Raw genomic sequence first — 16611 nt, forward strand, 5'->3', positions numbered from 1 at the left:
GCTTCGGATTGTTGGTCTGCCGAGTTGACCAGCTCTTCAACACTCAAAAGGCGCGAATTTACCCCTACGGGGTGGTGGGTTGCGCCCCCGCGCACCATCCTGGTCATTGCGTGCGCGAGCGGACGATAGGGTCGGCTTTTGCGGAGGGAGACATACGGATGGGCGAGAAGAGCTCGGAGATGGAGCGGTTCGCGGGCTGGGTCGAGACTCTTATGCGGCAGAAGGGTTACGACATCGACAGCCCGCGCGGCGGTGGCAGGTCGCGGCTGGCGGAGGACGCGGGGGTGCACCGGGCGGCGGTGACCCGGCTCCTGCAGCGGCAGAGCCTGCCGGACCTGGAGACGATGCGGGCGCTGGCCCGCGTGCTCGGGGTCGGGCTGCGGGACATGCTGATCGAGTCCGGGCGGGTGACGCCCGAGGACCTGCCGTTGCCGGAGTCGGCGGGTGCTCAGGGCGAAGGTGTGGGGGAGCGGGTCACCCCGGCGCGGGCGGCCGAGTTGCTCGGCATCCCGGAGAGCCACCGGCGGCAGTTCGTCGAGATGACCGAGATGATCCTGACGGTCAGCGGTGCACGGCTCGACGACCCGCGCAGTGCGCAGTGGAGTGCGTCCGCGCACCGTTAGCCCCGCGTCTAGTCCCACGTCTAGTCCTGCGTCTGGTACCGCGTCAGTCCCGCCGGTGGTGCTGCCGGAGTGCCGGTGCGGCCCGGCTATGGGATCCTGACCTGGGACATATGCCACACAACGGGGCGTCCTCCGCGTGTGCATTTGTTTTGACCGCAGCCCATGCGCTAGGTACGCTCTGACCTTGTGCCTGGGGTGTCCCTGGGCTCTTGTGCGTGCCTTCAAACCGTGCGAGAGGCCCGGAACCGAGGGGTTCTGCAACCACTCGGAGACACCGAAATCTGCGCGTATCCGCCCTCGGCGGAGGTCTGCAGCTTTCGACACACCCGACCGCGTGGGTCGGGGAGTGGCCCAGGTTAGTTTTATCGTGATCGGCACACAGAAACCGGAGAAACGGTGCCTACGATCCAGCAGCTGGTCCGGAAGGGCCGGCAGGACAAGGTCGAGAAGAACAAGACGCCCGCGCTCGAGGGTTCGCCCCAGCGTCGTGGCGTCTGCACGCGTGTTTTCACGACCACCCCGAAGAAGCCGAACTCGGCGCTCCGTAAGGTCGCGCGTGTGCGTCTGACCTCCGGCATCGAGGTCACCGCTTACATTCCGGGTGAGGGCCACAACCTGCAGGAGCACTCGATCGTGCTCGTGCGCGGTGGCCGTGTGAAGGACCTGCCGGGTGTTCGCTACAAGATCATCCGCGGCTCCCTCGACACGCAGGGCGTCAAGAACCGTAAGCAGGCTCGCAGCCGCTACGGCGCCAAGAAGGAGAAGTAAGAATGCCTCGTAAGGGCCCCGCCCCGAAGCGCCCGGTCATCATCGACCCGGTCTACAACTCTCCTCTTGTCACGTCGCTGATCAACAAGATCCTGCTGCACGGCAAGCGTTCCACCGCCGAGCGCATCGTGTACGGCGCCATGGAGGGTCTGCGCGAGAAGACCGGTAACGACCCGGTCATCACGCTGAAGCGCGCGCTTGAGAACGTCAAGCCCGCCCTCGAGGTCAAGTCCCGCCGTGTCGGTGGCGCGACCTACCAGGTGCCGGTCGAGGTCCGTCCGGGCCGCGCCTCCACCCTGGCGCTGCGCTGGCTGGTCGGCTACTCCCGCGCCCGTCGCGAGAAGACCATGACCGAGCGCCTCATGAACGAGCTGCTGGACGCCTCCAACGGTCTCGGCGCAGCCGTCAAGAAGCGTGAGGACACGCACAAGATGGCCGAGTCCAACAAGGCCTTCGCGCACTACCGCTGGTAGTCCCTACCCCCATCGAGAACCGAGAGAAGACTGAGCCATATGGCCACCACTTCGCTTGACCTGGCCAAGGTCCGCAACATCGGGATCATGGCCCACATCGACGCGGGCAAGACGACCACCACCGAGCGGATCCTGTTCTACACCGGTGTTTCTTACAAGATCGGTGAGGTCCACGATGGCGCTGCCACGATGGACTGGATGGAGCAGGAGCAGGAGCGTGGCATCACGATCACGTCTGCCGCGACGACCTGCCACTGGCCGCTGAACGACGTCGACCACACCATCAACATCATCGACACCCCGGGCCACGTCGACTTCACCGTCGAGGTGGAGCGTTCGCTGCGCGTGCTCGACGGTGCCGTGACGGTGTTCGACGGCGTTGCCGGTGTTGAGCCGCAGTCCGAGACCGTTTGGCGTCAGGCGGACCGCTACGGCGTGCCGCGTATCTGCTTCGTCAACAAGCTCGACCGCACCGGTGCCGAGTTCCACCGCTGTGTCGACATGATCGTCGACCGCCTGGGCGCGGTTCCGCTGGTCATGCAGCTGCCGATCGGTGCCGAGGCCGACTTCAAGGGCGTGGTCGACCTCGTCCAGATGAAGGCGCTGGTCTGGTCCGCCGAGGCCGCCAAGGGCGAGATGTACGACGTCGTCGACATCCCGGACACCCACATCGAGGCTGCCGAGGAATGGCGCGGCAAGCTCCTCGAGGGCGTTGCCGAGAACGACGAAGAGATGATGGAGCTCTTCCTCGAGGGCCAGGAGCCCACCGAGGAGCAGCTGATGGCGGCCATCCGCCGCATCACCCTCGCGTCGAAGGGTGGCGCCGACTCCGTCACCGTCACCCCGGTGTTCTGTGGCACCGCGTTCAAGAACAAGGGCGTTCAGCCCCTGCTCGACGCGGTCGTCCGCTACCTGCCGTCGCCGCTCGACATCGAGGCCGTCGAGGGCCACTCGGTCAAGGACGCCGACGAGGTCGTGAAGCGCAAGCCTTCCGACGACGAGCCGTTCGCCGGTCTTGCCTTCAAGATCATGAGCGACCCGCACCTCGGCAAGCTCACCTTCGTCCGGGTCTACTCGGGCCGCATGGAGGCTGGATCCCAGGTCCAGAACTCCGTGAAGGGCAAGAAGGAGCGCATCGGCAAGATCTACCGGATGCACGCGAACAAGCGTGAGGAGATCGAGTCGGTGGGTGCCGGTGACATCGTCGCCGTCATGGGTCTGAAGCAGACCACCACCGGTGAGACCCTCTGCGACGCCGCGAACCCGGTGATCCTCGAGTCGATGGACTTCCCGGCCCCGGTCATCCAGGTCGCCATTGAGCCCAAGTCCAAGGGCGACCAGGAGAAGCTGGGTGTCGCCATCCAGCGTCTGGCCGAGGAGGACCCGTCCTTCCAGGTCCACACGGACGAGGAGACGGGCCAGACCATCATCGCGGGTATGGGCGAGCTGCACCTCGACGTGCTGGTCGACCGTATGAAGCGTGAGTTCAAGGTCGAGGCCAACGTCGGCAAGCCGCAGGTCGCGTACCGCGAGACGATCCGCAAGGCCGTCGAGCGGATCGACTACACGCACAAGAAGCAGACTGGTGGTTCCGGCCAGTTCGCGAAGGTGCAGATCGCGATGTCGCCCCTCGAGGGCGACGGCTACGAGTTCGAGAACAAGGTCACCGGTGGCCGCATCCCGCGGGAGTACATCCCGTCCGTGGACGCGGGTTGCCAGGAGGCCATGGAGTTCGGTGTTCTGGCCGGCTACCCGCTGACCGGCGTGAAGATCACGCTGCTCGACGGTGCCTACCACGACGTCGACTCCTCCGAGCTCGCCTTCAAGATCGCCGGTTCCATGGCGTTCAAGGAGGGTGCCCGCAAGGCGTCGCCGGCTCTGCTCGAGCCGATGATGTCCGTCGAGGTCACCACCCCCGAGGACTACATGGGCGACGTGATCGGCGACATCAACTCCCGCCGTGGCCAGATCCAGGCCATGGAGGACCGGAGCGGCGCCAAGCTCGTCAAGGGCCTGGTTCCGCTGTCGGAGATGTTCGGCTACGTCGGAGACCTCCGCAGCAAGACGTCGGGTCGCGCAAGCTACTCGATGCAGTTCGACTCCTACGCCGAGGTTCCGCGGAACGTCGCCGAGGAGATCATCGCGAAGGCCAAGGGCGAGTAATCGGCTCCCGTCTCCACAGACGGATCCGACGCTTTAGGCTTGAACCGGCCGTTGGGGCATACCACCGCAATTCGCATGCGGCGGTATGCCCCGGCGGACGGCACCCCAGAAGATCACCTGGCGCCGATGAAGTAAGGCGTACAGAACCACTCCACAGGAGGACCCAGTGGCGAAGGCGAAGTTCGAGCGGACTAAGCCGCACGTCAACATCGGCACCATCGGTCACGTTGACCACGGTAAGACGACCCTTACCGCGGCCATCACCAAGGTGCTGCACGACGCTCACCCGGAGCTGAACCCCTTCACGCCGTTCGACCAGATCGACAAGGCGCCTGAGGAGCGGCAGCGCGGTATCACCATTTCCATCGCGCACGTCGAGTACCAGACCGAGTCGCGTCACTACGCCCACGTTGACTGCCCGGGTCACGCGGACTACATCAAGAACATGATCACCGGTGCCGCCCAGATGGACGGCGCGATCCTCGTGGTCGCCGCGACCGACGGTCCGATGCCGCAGACCAAGGAGCACGTGCTCCTGGCCCGCCAGTCCGGCGTTCCGTACATCGTTGTCGCCCTGAACAAGGCCGACATGGTGGACGACGAGGAGATCCTGGAGCTCGTCGAGCTCGAGGTCCGTGAGCTGCTCAACGAGTACGAGTTCCCGGGCGACGACGCTCCGGTCGTCAAGGTCTCGGCGCTGAAGGCGCTCGAGGGCGACGCCGAGTGGGGCCAGTCGGTCAAGAGCCTCATGGACGCTGTGGACGAGCACATCCCGCAGCCCGAGCGTGACGTCGACAAGCCGTTCCTGATGCCGATCGAGGACGTCTTCACGATCACCGGTCGTGGCACCGTCGTCACCGGTCGTATCGAGCGTGGTGTCCTGAAGGTCAACGAGACCGTCGACATCATCGGCATCAAGACCGAGAAGACCACCACCACGGTCACCGGCATCGAGATGTTCCGCAAGCTGCTCGACGAGGGCCAGGCCGGTGAGAACGTCGGTCTGCTGCTCCGCGGCATCAAGCGCGAGGACGTCGAGCGCGGCCAGTGCATCATCAAGCCGGGTTCGGTCACCCCGCACACCGAGTTCGAGGCCACGGCGTACATCCTCTCCAAGGACGAGGGCGGCCGCCACACCCCGTTCTTCAACAACTACCGTCCGCAGTTCTACTTCCGTACGACTGACGTGACCGGTGTTGTGACCCTCAAGGAGGGCACGGAGATGGTCATGCCCGGCGACAACGCCGAGATGACCGTTTCCCTGATCCAGCCCGTCGCCATGGAGGAGGGCCTGCGCTTCACCATCCGTGAGGGCGGCCGTACCGTTGGTGCCGGTCAGGTCACCAAGATCAACAAGTAATTGCTGATCTGAGCGTTCCGCACTCTCCGTGAGGGGAGTGCGGGGCGCGTGGAACAGGCCCGTACATCCTTGGATGTACGGGCCTGTTCGCGTTGTCAGGAGCCGTTGTCAGGAGCCGTCGAAGCCCAGGCTCGCGGCGAGCTGGCGGCGGTGCTTGATGCCGAACTTGCGGTAGATGCGCGTGAGGTGCTGCTCGACGGTGCTCACGGTGATGGACAGCTTCACCGCGATCTCCCGGTTGGTGTAGCCCTGGGCGGCCAGGGCCGCGACCCGGTGCTCGGCGTCGGTGAGCGGGTGCGAGGTCTCCGGGTCCGTGCCCGGGGCCGCACCGGTGCGGCGGGGGCGTACGGGGGCGGGGAGCAGGGAGCGCTGGAGTTCCTCCGCGCCGCACTCCTCGGCCGTGCGCCAGGCCCGCAGGGCGAGCTGCCGGGCCTCGCGGCCGTTGCCGAGCCGCTGGTGGACCTGGCTGAGCTCGGCCAGGGTACGCGCCATGGTGTAGCGGTCGCCCGCGGTCCGCAACAGCTCCACGGCCCGGCCGAGCATGGGCGCGCGCTGGGCGGGGCCGCGGGTGGCGGACAGGACGCGCAGGGCGGAGCCGAGGGCGCGGGGCCGGCGGTAACCGGGGTGCGTGAGCTGCTCGTTGAGCAGCTTGCCGGCCTCGGCGGGTTTGCCGAGCCGGATCCAGGCCTCGGCCGCGCCGATGCGCCACGGCACCAGGCCGGGGGAGTCCAGGCCCCAGGAGGCCAGGTTCTCGCCGCAGGTCCTGAAGCTGGTCAGCGCCGCCTGGTGCCGGCCCAGGGCGAGGTGGTGCGTGCCGCGCGCGTGCTGGTAGTACACGCCGAAGACGGTGCGGAAAGCGGCCTCGGGCACCGGCCGGTCGAGGAGCTGTGCCGCGGCGTCGTGCTCGCCGCGTGCCGTGTGGGTCTCGACGAGGACGGCCAGCGGCAGCGTGACGCCCGTCCCCCAGCTCTCCGGGGGCATCAACTCGAGTGTGCGGCGGCCGTGTTCGAGGGCGGTGGGCAGGCTTCCCCTGCGCAGGGAGATCAGGGCCTTGGCCAGGTGCAGGGCGGAGTCCCAGACGGGGACGCGGTGCCTGGCCGCCCGTGCCAGCAGCCGGTCGCACCAGTGCTCCGCCTCGGCCAGCCGGTCGATCCGGATCAGCGCGTGCACCGAGGAGATCAGCGGGTCCAGGGTGTGCTCGCCCAACCGGGCCGATTGCAGGACCCGTTCGGCGTCGGCCAGGACCTCGTGGGGGTCGCCGCCGCGGAGGGCGGCGTAGGCGTTGCGGGCGGCGATCAGCTCGGGGGAGGGGGAGGGGGGCTCCTCGGGCGTATGCGTGTGGTTCAGGATGCCGCTCAGCCGGGGCAGGGCGCCGGGGTACTCGGTGGCCAGTCGCAGGCGGGCGACGCGCAGGGCGTCGGCGAACTGTGCGTCGTGCCCCTCGTGGGGGAGCCCTTCGGACGCGGCTGCCGCTTCGTCCTCCATGCCGTGCCACAGCAGGGCCTGGACGAGCTGGAGCACGGTGCGCGGTGGCAGCGCCCCTGCCTGTGCCTGGTCCGTCAGTGAACGGAGTTGCGGGACAACGCCCTTGGGGTCGAGGCGCCAGGCGAGGGCCGCCGTGGCGAGCCGGTCGGTGAGGCCCTGCGGGGTGTCGTCCGCGCACAGGACGGCCTGCCGCAGGCAGTGTGCCGCCCGGTCGGTGTCGCCGCTCGCGAGGTACGCCTCGGCGGCGGCGCGCAGCAACTGGGTCTCCCACCGCTCGCCCAGGGGGCCGCATGCGAGCAACTGCTCGGCGACGGCGGTGGGTTGGGCGCCCTGGGCGTGGAGCAGCCGGGCCGCCTTGGCGCGGAGCCGCGTGTGTTCGGCGGCCGGCAGGCCGGCCAGGAGGGCGGTGCGCAGGGCGTCGTGGCGGAGCCGGCCGTCCTCGAGCAGTGCGGACTCGGTGAGTGCGTGGAGTGCGAGGCCGGCCGTGCGGCGGGTGACGCCGGTCAGGGCGCAGAGCGTGGTCGTGTCCTCGCCGCCGCCCAGTACGGCGATGCCGCGGGCCACGGCGAGGGTGTCGCCGCCGATGCGGTGGACGCAGGCATTCGCGGCGGCCTGGAAGGCGGCGCCGGGGGCGGGCTCCTGCGGTTCCCGCGGTTCCCGCGGTTCCCGCGGGGCGGCGGTGCGGGCGTCGGCCAGCAGGGCGTTCAGCAGGAGCGGGTTGCCGCCGCTGGCGGCGTGGAAGCGTACGGCGAGCCGCCCGGCCGCGTCCTCGCCCAGCTCGGCGGCGACCAGTTCGGCGACCCCGGCCGGGCTCAGGGGTGCGAGGTCGATCCGGCAGATCCCGGGCTGGTACTGGAGCTCGCCGAGGAGCGTACGGTCGGCGGCGGCGCCGTGCGGGCTCTCGGCGCTCTCGGTGACGACGAGGGCGATGGGTGCGGTGCGCAGCCGCCAGACCAGGTAGAGCAGGCACTGCAGGGATGCGGGGTCGGCGTGCTGGAGGTCGTCGACGCAGAGGAGGAGGGGACGGTCGGCGGCCAGGCCGAGTGCGGCCTGGTGGATGCGGCGCAGGACGGTGGGCGGTACGGCGCCGGTGCCGGTGCTGGCGCCGTGCGCGTCCTCGAGGGCCTCGGGGAAGAGCTGTTCCACCAGGGCGTAGGGGAAGGGGTGTTCGGCCGGGCTGCCGATGGCGCGCAGTACGCGGAAGCCGTGGGCGGTGGCGTGGGCGTCCAGTGCGTGGAGGAGTTCGGTCTTGCCGATGGCGGCGCCGCCGCGGATCACGGCGAAGCCGCCGCTGCCCGTGCGGCATTGAGCGAGCGTCCCGGACAGTCGGGCGAGCTCCTTGCCACGCTCGACGAGCATGCGGGCGCCCCTTCCCCCTCTGAGGCGGTCTCCGGACGTGGCCGAACCGGAGTTCCAGGTTCCTTCAGGCGATCGATCTGCACGATAGCAAGGCCCTGGGAGGGGGGAGTTGTGCCCCGGTCCCGCCCTTTCACCGTTTCCTCCGGGGGCGGAGCCCCCTGGGCCCCCGCAACGCGGCTTCGCCGCGTTGGTCCTCAAACGCCGGACGGGCTGGGTTGTGCCGGGCCTGGCACTCTCCAGCCCGTCCGGCGTTTGAGGACGAGCGGCGGAGCCGCGACAAGCGGGGTCTGGGGCGCAGCCCCAGGGGCGGGGTCCGGGGGCTGCGCCCCGGGGAACGGTGGAAGGGCGGGGCCGGGGCAGCAGACTCCCGTGGTGGGCTATGGGCGCCAGGCCCAGGGGGTGGCGTCCGGGGCCAGGCCCACCACGCACGGGCGGTGGTCCGCGTCGGCCAGCAGGGCCGCCGTGCCGACGGGGACGGGGCGGCCGGAGACCCGGGCCGGGTCGGCGTCGGACGCCGCCGCGTCGACGAGCTGGGCGCCGCCGTCGAGCGCACGGCCCAGCAGCATCAGCGTGTCCTTGCCGCCCCGCGCCGGCACCGCCTGCGCGATGAGCGCGCCGTAGCCCGCGAAGCGGCGCAGCGTGGAGTCGTCCAGCTGTTCGGTTTCGGGGCCGCCGTCCTTGAGGCGGTAGCCGACCGGCTCCTTGGCGGCCGGCTTGCGGTAGACGACGGCCAGCTGCCCGTCGGGGCCGACCCCGGCGGCGATCGGGTCGCCGCCGGGCTGCGGCAGCGATCCCTTGAGCGGCGCGAAGCGCATCGGCTTGCCGGGCTCGTCCTGTGTCCAGTGGTGGACGGTGTCGCGGCCGGCGCCGAAGACGTGGACGCGGTGGTCCTTGTCCAGGACGGCTGTCAGGCCCTCCTGGATCTCCTGGCCGTGCAGGCTGTGCCAGCCGCCCCACTTGCCGCCGGCCTCGCGCACCCGGTACGAGAGCCCCTTGCCCGCGTTGCGGACGAACAGGTGGACGCGCCCGTCCGGAGTGGCGACGGCGGCCGGGATGCCCGTACGGCGGCCCCGGTCGTGCTTGTGCTCGGGGTTGCCGAGGCTCTTCCACTTCCCGAACGCGCCGTCGGGCGAGCGCTGCTCGAGGACGACGATCTCGCGGGTGTTCGCGCGGCCCTCGCCCTTGAGGGCGGAGAAGCGCAGGGCGAAGAGCAGGCGGCGCCCAGAGGAGTCGCGGACGGTCGAGAGGGCGGGCGCGAAGGGCCCGCCGCCCAGGTTCTGGGGGTCGCCGAAGCGGCCGCTGCCGGGCGAGGACTCCAGCCAGCGCACGGCGTGCAGGCCGAGGACGCCGTACGCCTCCACACGCCCGGCCTTGTCGGTGCCGACGGCGGGCGTGGCGCCGGGGTGGCGGTAGTGGGTGGAGCGGATCCAGCCCTTGCGGTTCTTCATCGGGCGGTCGCCGCCCTGGCCGTAGTCGCCGCAGCCCGCGGTGTTGCCGCAGCTCCAGTGGGGGTCGCCGCCGTACGCCTCGACCAGGCGGTGCTTCTGCTCCACGATCTCCGCCGGCAGATTGTGCGGCCAGCGCTGGTTGTAGTAGCCGCGGAAGGAGGTCGTGAGGAAGCGGGGCGGGTGCTCGTCACGCTTGGTGACGTCCGCGACCCACTGGGACATCGCCTTCCAGGTGAAGAGCGCGGTCGGGGTGTGGTCGCGGTGGTCGGAGCACGCCCCGTAGTCGTTGTCCTTGGGGTGCGTGGCGTCGTGCACCTGGAAGTCGGGGTCGGGGTCCATGGTGTGGATCACGGTCGGCTTGTAGCGGTCCATGATCCCGGACAGGGCGTCCACCAGGGTGCTGTGCTTGTAGTTGCTCACGGTGGTGCAGGGGGAGCCGGTGGCGACCAGGGTCTGCATCTCGATGCCCGGCTCGTCCCACAGCTCCGGCAGACGGGTGTCGTGGGCGGACTCCATGGCGAGGTTCAGGAAGACCAGCCGGACCCGCTTGTTGCCGTTGACCAGCTCGTTGGTCTCGGCCTTCACCCCGCCCGGCAGGTCCAGGACGGACTTGGTCCAGCCGGTGAACTTGTCCTTGCCGATCAGCTCGGCGTAGGCCTGGCGCAGCCCCTGGTGGCGGGCCGAGGAGTACTTGGCCTTGTCCCGCTTGATGGGCTTGGGCATCCCCTTGATCCAGTTCTGCCCGACCGCCTCGCCGGCCGTCACATAGACGGACACGACGGGCACGCCGGCCTGCACCATGAGCCCGGCGTCGGGCTGCATGAAGAACAGGTCGTCGTCGGGGTGCGCCATGATCTGCAGCAGCAGCGGGCTGCCGCTCTTGGCGAACGACTCGGTGGAGTGGGGGTCCAGGGCGCGTACGGGGGAGAGCTTGGGGCCGGAATCGCCGGAGCTGCACCCCGCCGCGGCGAGCGCGGTGGTCGCGGCGATGCCCGCGAGCACCGAGCGGCGAGAGACCGTACGCCGTGAGATGTCCAACTACCTGACTCCGTCCGTTGTGCCACGCGCAACCTATGGCCCCCCAGCGTGTGAAGGGACGGGCATGCGGACGCGCGGGTTGCCCAAGGAGGGACAAATCCTGGGGGAGAGCTCAGGGGCCCCGTAAGGCCGGAACCGCTTGCCGGAAACGACCCTAGTGTCCACAATGCCGGGACGGCGGTTTGACATCTCGGCCGGTCGTTGTACCTTTTTCGGCTGCGATTGGCGCCCCTTCGGGCACGTATGGCACACTGTTCAGGTTGCTCGGTTGAGTGCCGATGCTGCGCGCCTCCCGCCGGGAGGACTGGAAGCGAGTCCCGCAGTACTCGTCGCCCCTTGTGAGGGGCGGAAGTACGGGAATCTTCCGGGAAGTGTCAGCGGGGCTCTGGCCAGGCACTCGGTGGGTGTCCTTCCCCCATGAACCCCTTGAGCAGGGAGTCTCCTTTTTTGGAGATTCTGACTGGAAGGGGCGCGACACGCCCGACCGCGTGGGTCGGAGGTGAGCGGGGATGGGACAGCGCTGCAGCGCAAGCCCGCCGAGTACCGGAGCGTTACGAGAGACAGGACTACGAAGTAGCCATGGCGGGACAGAAGATCCGCATCCGGCTCAAGGCCTACGACCACGAGGTCATCGACTCTTCGGCGAAGAAGATCGTCGAGACGGTGACCCGCACTGGTGCGTCGGTCGCGGGCCCGGTGCCGCTGCCCACTGAGAAGAACGTGTACTGCGTCATCAAGTCGCCGCACAAGTACAAGGACTCGCGCGAGCACTTCGAGATGCGTACCCACAAGCGCCTCATCGACATCCTCGACCCCACGCCGAAGACGGTTGACTCGCTTATGCGTCTCGACCTGCCGGCCGGCGTCGACATCGAGATCAAGCTCTGAGGTGACGCGCGAGATGGCTAAGCAGATCAAGGGCATCCTGGGCGAGAAGCTCGGCATGACGCAGGTCTGGGACGAGAACAACCGTGTCGTCCCCGTGACCGTCGTCAAGGCCGGTCCCTGCGTCGTGACCCAGGTTCGCACCAACGACGCCGACAAGTACGAGTCGGTCCAGATCGCCTTCGGCGAGATCGACCCGCGCAAGGTGAACAAGCCCCTCAAGGGCCACTTCGCCAAGGCTGACGTGACCCCCCGCCGCCACCTGGTGGAGATCCGCACCTCCGACGCCGCCGAGTACACGCTCGGCCAGGAGATCAGCGCGGACGTGTTCGAGGCCGGCGTCAAGGTTGACGTCACCGGCAAGAGCAAGGGCAAGGGCTTCGCCGGTGTCATGAAGCGCCACAACTTCCGTGGCCTCGGCGCCGGGCACGGCACCCAGCGCAAGCACCGCTCCCCCGGCTCCATCGGTGGCTGTGCCACCCCGGGCCGTGTGTTCAAGGGCCTCCGCATGGCGGGCCGCATGGGCAACGAGCGGGTCACCACCCAGAACCTGACCGTCCACGCCGTTGACGCGGAGAAGGGCCTGCTCCTGATCAAGGGCGCGGTTCCTGGTCCGAACGGCGGCCTCGTCCTGGTCCGTACCGCGGCCAAGGGGGCCTGAGGTAACCGATGAGCACCATTGACATCCTTTCGCCGGCAGGCGACAAGGCCGGGACCGTCGAGCTCCCCGCGGAGATCTTCGACGCCAAGGTCAGCATCCCGCTGATCCACCAGGTCGTTGTCGCGCAGCTGGCCGCTGCCCGTCAGGGCACGCACAAGACCAAGACTCGTGGCGAGGTCCGCGGCGGTGGCAAGAAGCCGTACCGCCAGAAGGGCACCGGTCGCGCCCGTCAGGGTTCGACCCGCGCGCCGCAGTTCGCCGGTGGTGGCGTCGTGCACGGTCCCGTGCCGCGTGACTACTCGCAGCGGACCCCGAAGAAGATGAAGGCCGCCGCCCTGCGCGGTGCCCTCACCGATCGGGCGCGCCACTCCCGCATCCACGTCGTCTCCGGCGTGGTCGAGGGTGCGGTTTCCACCAAGGCCGCCAAGACCCTGCTCGGCAAGATCTCGGAGCGCAAGAACCTGCTCCTGGTCGCCGACCGGTCCGACGAGGCCGCGTGGCTGTCCGCCCGCAACCTGCCCCAGGTGCACATCCTGGAGCCGGGCCAGCTGAACACGTACGACGTGCTCGTCTCGGACGACGTGGTCTTCACCCAGGCCGCTTTCGAGTCCTTCGTGTCTGGCCCCAAGGCCATTGAGACCGAAGGGAGCGAGGCCTGATGACTGAGGCCGTCGTCACCAGCAAGACCTTCTCGGACCCGCGCGACCTTCTGGTCAAGCCGGTTGTCTCGGAGAAGAGCTACGCGCTGCTGGACGAGAACAAGTACACGTTCATCGTCGACCCGCGCGCCAACAAGACCCAGATCAAGCAGGCCGTCGAGGCGGTCTTCTCGGTCAAGGTCACCGGGGTCAACACGATCAACCGCCAGGGCAAGCGCAAGCGCACCAAGAGCGGTTTCGGTAAGCGTGCCAACACCAAGCGCGCCATCGTGACCCTCGCCGAGGGCGACCGTATCGACATCTTCGGCGGTCCGACCGCCTAAGGGCGGTCTGGATCGTCCGAAATCGGACGAGGACTGAGAAATGGGTATCCGCAAGTACAAGCCGACGACCCCGGGCCGTCGTGGCTCCAGCGTCGCCGACTTTGTCGAGATCACGCGGTCCACGCCGGAGAAGTCGCTGGTCCGCCCCCTGCACAGCAAGGGCGGCCGTAACAACGCCGGTCGTGTGACCGTTCGCCACCAGGGTGGTGGCCACAAGCGCGCCTACCGTGTGATCGACTTCCGTCGTCACGACAAGGACGGCGTGCCGGCCAAGGTCGCTCACATCGAGTACGACCCGAACCGCACCGCGCGCATCGCGCTGCTGCACTACGCAGACGGTGAGAAGCGCTACATCATCGCGCCGCGTGGCGTCGTGCAGGGTGCTCGGATTGAGAACGGCCCTGGCGCCGACATCAAGCCGGGCAACAACCTGCCGCTGCGCAACATCCCGGTGGGTACGACCATCCACGCCATCGAGCTGCGTCCCGGCGGCGGTGCGAAGTTCGCCCGCTCCGCCGGTTCCTCCGTGCAGCTGCTGGCGAAGGAGGGCTCCATGGCCCACCTGCGCATGCCGTCCGGCGAAATCCGCCTGGTCGACGTGCGCTGCCGCGCCACCGTTGGCGAGGTCGGCAACGCCGAGCAGTCGAACATCAACTGGGGCAAGGCCGGCCGCATGCGCTGGAAGGGCGTTCGCCCGACCGTCCGCGGTGTCGCCATGAACCCCGTTGACCACCCGCACGGTGGTGGTGAGGGCAAGACCTCCGGTGGTCGCCACCCGGTCTCGCCCTGGGGTCAGAAGGAGGGTCGTACTCGTTCTCCCAAGAAGGCGAGCAACAAGTACATCGTCCGCCGCCGCAAGACGAACAAGAAGCGCTAGGAGCGGGTTTAGATGCCGCGTAGTCTCAAGAAGGGACCCTTCGTCGACGCCCACCTCATCAAGAAGGTGGACGCTCAGAACGAAGCCGGTACCAAGAACGTCATCAAGACCTGGTCCCGTCGCTCCATGATCGTGCCGGCCATGCTCGGCCACACGCTCGCGGTGCACAACGGCAAGACCCACGTCCCGGTGTTTGTCTCCGAGTCGATGGTCGGCCACAAGCTCGGCGAGTTCTCGCCGACCCGCACCTTCCGCGGCCACGTCAAGGACGACCGCAAGTCGAAGCGCCGCTAAGCGGGGTGCGAACGACTATGACTGACACCGAAGGGACAACCATGGAAGCCAGGGCCCAGGCGCGGTACATCCGCGTCACGCCCATGAAGGCCCGCCGAGTGGTGGACCTCATCCGTGGCATGGATGCCACGGAGGCTCAGGCGGTCCTGCGTTTCGCCCCGCAGGCCGCGAGCGTGCCGGTGGGCAAGGTGCTGGACAGCGCCATTGCCAACGCCGCGCACAACTACGACCACACCGACGCCTCTTCGCTGGTCATCAGCGAGGCGTACGTCGACGAGGGCCCGACCCTGAAGCGGTTCCGTCCGCGTGCCCAGGGCCGTGCCTACCGGATCCGCAAGCGGACCAGCCACATCACCGTGGTCGTCAGCAGCAAGGAAGGAACCCGGTAATGGGCCAGAAGGTTAACCCGCACGGGTTCCGCCTCGGCATCACCACGGACTTCAAGTCCCGCTGGTACGCCGACAAGCTGTACAAGGACTACGTCAAGGAAGACGTTGCCATTCGTCGCATGATGACGAAGGGCATGGAGCGCGCCGGTATCTCGAAGGTTGAGATCGAGCGCACCCGCGACCGCGTCCGCGTCGACATCCACACCGCCCGCCCGGGCATCGTCATCGGCCGCCGTGGCGCCGAGGCCGACCGCATCCGTGGCGAGCTGGAGAAGCTGACCGGCAAGCAGGTTCAGCTGAACATCCTCGAGGTCAAGAACCCCGAGGTGGACGCTCAGCTGGTGGCCCAGGCCGTCGCCGAGCAGCTGTCCTCCCGCGTCTCCTTCCGTCGCGCCATGCGCAAGAGCATGCAGTCGACGATGAAGGCCGGCGCCAAGGGCATCAAGATCCAGTGCGGTGGCCGTCTCGGCGGCGCCGAGATGTCCCGTTCGGAGTTCTACCGCGAGGGCCGTGTGCCCCTGCACACGCTCCGCGCGAACGTCGACTACGGCTTCTTCGAGGCCAAGACCACCTTCGGCCGCATCGGCGTGAAGGTCTGGATCTACAAGGGCGACGTCAAGAACATCGCCGAGGTCCGCGCCGAGAACGCTGCCGCGCGTGCGGGCAACCGCCCGTCCCGTGGTGGCGCTCAGGACCGCCCGGCCCGTGGTGGCCGTGGTGGCGAGCGCGGTGGCCGCGGCCGCAAGCCGCAGCAGAACGCCGCTGCCGAGGCCCCCAAGGCCGAGGCCGCTGCCGCTGCTCCGGCTGAGTCCACCGGAACGGAGGCCTGACCGACATGCTGATCCCTCGCAGGGTCAAGCACCGCAAGCAGCACCACCCCAAGCGTCGTGGCATGGCCAAGGGTGGCACCGAGCTCGCCTTCGGTGAGTACGGCATCCAGGCCCTGACCCCGGCCTACGTGACGAACCGTCAGATCGAGTCCGCTCGTATCGCCATGACGCGTCACATCAAGCGTGGCGGCAAGGTGTGGATCAACATCTACCCCGACCGTCCGCTGACGAAGAAGCCTGCCGAGACCCGCATGGGTTCCGGTAAGGGTTCTCCGGAGTGGTGGGTCGCGAACGTCCACCCCGGTCGGGTGATGTTCGAGCTGTCCTTCCCGAACGAAAAGGTCGCTAAGGAGGCGCTGACCCGCGCCGCCCACAAGCTTCCGATGAAGTGCCGCATTGTTCGGCGCGAGGCAGGTGAGTCGTGATGGCCGCTGGTATCAAGGCGACCGAGCTGCGCGAGCTCAACGACGAGGACCTCGTCGCGAAGCTCCGTGAGGCCAAGGAAGAGCTGTTCAACCTCCGCTTCCAGGCGGCGACCGGGCAGCTCGAGAACCACGGCCGGCTCAAGTCCGTCCGTAAGGACATCGCCCGGATCTACACCCTGATGCGTGAGCGCGAGCTCGGCATCGAGACGGTGGAGAGCGCCTGATGAGCGAGAAGAATGTGACTGAGAAGACCGAGCGCGGTTTCCGCAAGACCCGTGAGGGTCTGGTCGTCAGCGACAAGATGGACAAGACCGTCGTCGTCGCCGTCGAGGACCGCGTCAAGCACGCGCTGTACGGCAAGGTCATCCGCCGTACCAACAAGCTCAAGGCGCACGACGAGCAGAACGCTGCCGGCGTCGGCGACCGCGTCCTCATCATGGAGACGCGTCCGCTGTCGGCGAGCAAGCGCTGGCGCATCGTCGAGATCCTCGAGAAGGCCAAGTAATTACCTGAGGGGTTTCCCTCAGGTCAGTTCCGCCAGGCTCGGTGAG

Annotated in this window: 18 protein-coding genes; 16 read left to right on the forward strand and 2 right to left on the reverse strand. The window is 68.4% G+C overall.

What is annotated here, in order from left to right:
- Positions 1 to 158: 158 nt before the first annotated feature.
- From ACV530_RS04575 to tuf, 5 genes are all read left to right on the forward strand, one after another.
- Positions 159 to 623 (forward strand): helix-turn-helix domain-containing protein, encoded by a 465-nt coding sequence (locus ACV530_RS04575; RefSeq protein WP_494330926.1) that lies wholly within the window; start codon positions 159 to 161, stop codon positions 621 to 623.
- 396 nt (positions 624 to 1019) lie between these two features.
- Positions 1020 to 1391 (forward strand): 30S ribosomal protein S12, encoded by a 372-nt coding sequence (gene rpsL / locus ACV530_RS04580; protein ID WP_003948652.1) that lies wholly within the window; start codon positions 1020 to 1022, stop codon positions 1389 to 1391.
- A 2-nt stretch (positions 1392 to 1393) separates the two neighbouring features.
- The gene (gene rpsG, locus ACV530_RS04585) at positions 1394 to 1864 is read left to right on the forward strand and encodes a 30S ribosomal protein S7 (protein WP_494330927.1); all 471 of its coding nucleotides are present in this window, start codon (positions 1394 to 1396) and stop codon (positions 1862 to 1864) included.
- A gap of 39 nt (positions 1865 to 1903) precedes the next feature.
- Complete coding sequence (gene fusA / locus ACV530_RS04590) at positions 1904 to 4027, forward strand: elongation factor G (protein ID WP_494330928.1); 2124 nt, start codon at positions 1904 to 1906, stop codon at positions 4025 to 4027.
- 166 nt (positions 4028 to 4193) lie between these two features.
- Positions 4194 to 5387 carry an elongation factor Tu gene (tuf, locus tag ACV530_RS04595; protein ID WP_494330929.1) on the forward strand — a complete coding sequence of 398 codons (1194 nt, stop codon included), beginning with the start codon at positions 4194 to 4196 and terminating at the stop codon, positions 5385 to 5387.
- Positions 5388 to 5495: 108 nt separating this feature from the next.
- On the opposite strand, the gene ACV530_RS04600 is transcribed toward tuf, so the two are convergent.
- On the reverse strand, positions 5496 to 8231 hold the full coding sequence (locus tag ACV530_RS04600; protein WP_494330930.1) for an AAA family ATPase: 2736 nt from the start codon (positions 8229 to 8231) through the stop codon (positions 5496 to 5498).
- Positions 8232 to 8608: 377 nt separating this feature from the next.
- Positions 8609 to 10717 carry a PIG-L family deacetylase gene (locus ACV530_RS04605; protein WP_494330931.1) on the reverse strand — a complete coding sequence of 703 codons (2109 nt, stop codon included), beginning with the start codon at positions 10715 to 10717 and terminating at the stop codon, positions 8609 to 8611.
- Positions 10718 to 11296: 579 nt separating this feature from the next.
- Between ACV530_RS04605 and rpsJ the strand changes: the two genes are divergently transcribed.
- From rpsJ to rpsQ, 11 genes are read left to right on the forward strand one after another with little or no spacing between them, the layout of a single operon-like run.
- A complete protein-coding gene (gene rpsJ, locus ACV530_RS04610; protein ID WP_003948644.1) occupies positions 11297 to 11605 on the forward strand; it encodes a 30S ribosomal protein S10 in 309 nt (102 codons plus the stop codon).
- Positions 11606 to 11618: 13 nt separating this feature from the next.
- Positions 11619 to 12263, forward strand: coding sequence for a 50S ribosomal protein L3 (gene rplC, locus ACV530_RS04615; RefSeq protein WP_494330932.1), 645 nt, complete (start codon positions 11619 to 11621; stop codon positions 12261 to 12263).
- A gap of 8 nt (positions 12264 to 12271) precedes the next feature.
- Entirely contained in the window at positions 12272 to 12922 is a 651-nt protein-coding gene (rplD, locus tag ACV530_RS04620) for a 50S ribosomal protein L4 (RefSeq protein WP_494330933.1), read from the forward strand.
- The gene (rplW, locus tag ACV530_RS04625) at positions 12922 to 13245 is read left to right on the forward strand and encodes a 50S ribosomal protein L23 (protein WP_494330934.1); all 324 of its coding nucleotides are present in this window, start codon (positions 12922 to 12924) and stop codon (positions 13243 to 13245) included. Before rplD ends, rplW begins: the two co-directional genes overlap by 1 nt.
- 40 nt (positions 13246 to 13285) lie before the next feature.
- A complete protein-coding gene (gene rplB / locus ACV530_RS04630; RefSeq protein ID WP_494330935.1) occupies positions 13286 to 14122 on the forward strand; it encodes a 50S ribosomal protein L2 in 837 nt (278 codons plus the stop codon).
- A 12-nt stretch (positions 14123 to 14134) separates the two neighbouring features.
- Positions 14135 to 14416, forward strand: coding sequence for a 30S ribosomal protein S19 (gene rpsS, locus ACV530_RS04635; protein WP_494330936.1), 282 nt, complete (start codon positions 14135 to 14137; stop codon positions 14414 to 14416).
- 41 nt (positions 14417 to 14457) lie between these two features.
- Entirely contained in the window at positions 14458 to 14805 is a 348-nt protein-coding gene (rplV, locus tag ACV530_RS04640; RefSeq protein WP_004571827.1) for a 50S ribosomal protein L22, read from the forward strand.
- A complete protein-coding gene (rpsC, locus tag ACV530_RS04645) occupies positions 14805 to 15635 on the forward strand; it encodes a 30S ribosomal protein S3 (protein ID WP_095580665.1) in 831 nt (276 codons plus the stop codon). Before rplV ends, rpsC begins: the two co-directional genes overlap by 1 nt.
- A 5-nt stretch (positions 15636 to 15640) precedes the next feature.
- The gene (gene rplP, locus ACV530_RS04650; protein ID WP_116212444.1) at positions 15641 to 16060 is read left to right on the forward strand and encodes a 50S ribosomal protein L16; all 420 of its coding nucleotides are present in this window, start codon (positions 15641 to 15643) and stop codon (positions 16058 to 16060) included.
- Positions 16060 to 16284 carry a 50S ribosomal protein L29 gene (rpmC, locus tag ACV530_RS04655; protein WP_030368408.1) on the forward strand — a complete coding sequence of 75 codons (225 nt, stop codon included), beginning with the start codon at positions 16060 to 16062 and terminating at the stop codon, positions 16282 to 16284. The genes rplP and rpmC overlap by 1 nt, the downstream gene beginning before the upstream one ends.
- Positions 16284 to 16565 (forward strand): 30S ribosomal protein S17, encoded by a 282-nt coding sequence (gene rpsQ / locus ACV530_RS04660; protein ID WP_079429300.1) that lies wholly within the window; start codon positions 16284 to 16286, stop codon positions 16563 to 16565. The genes rpmC and rpsQ overlap by 1 nt, the downstream gene beginning before the upstream one ends.
- Positions 16566 to 16611: the final 46 nt, after the last annotated feature.

The organism is Streptomyces sp. SX-6, from assembly GCF_059089585.1.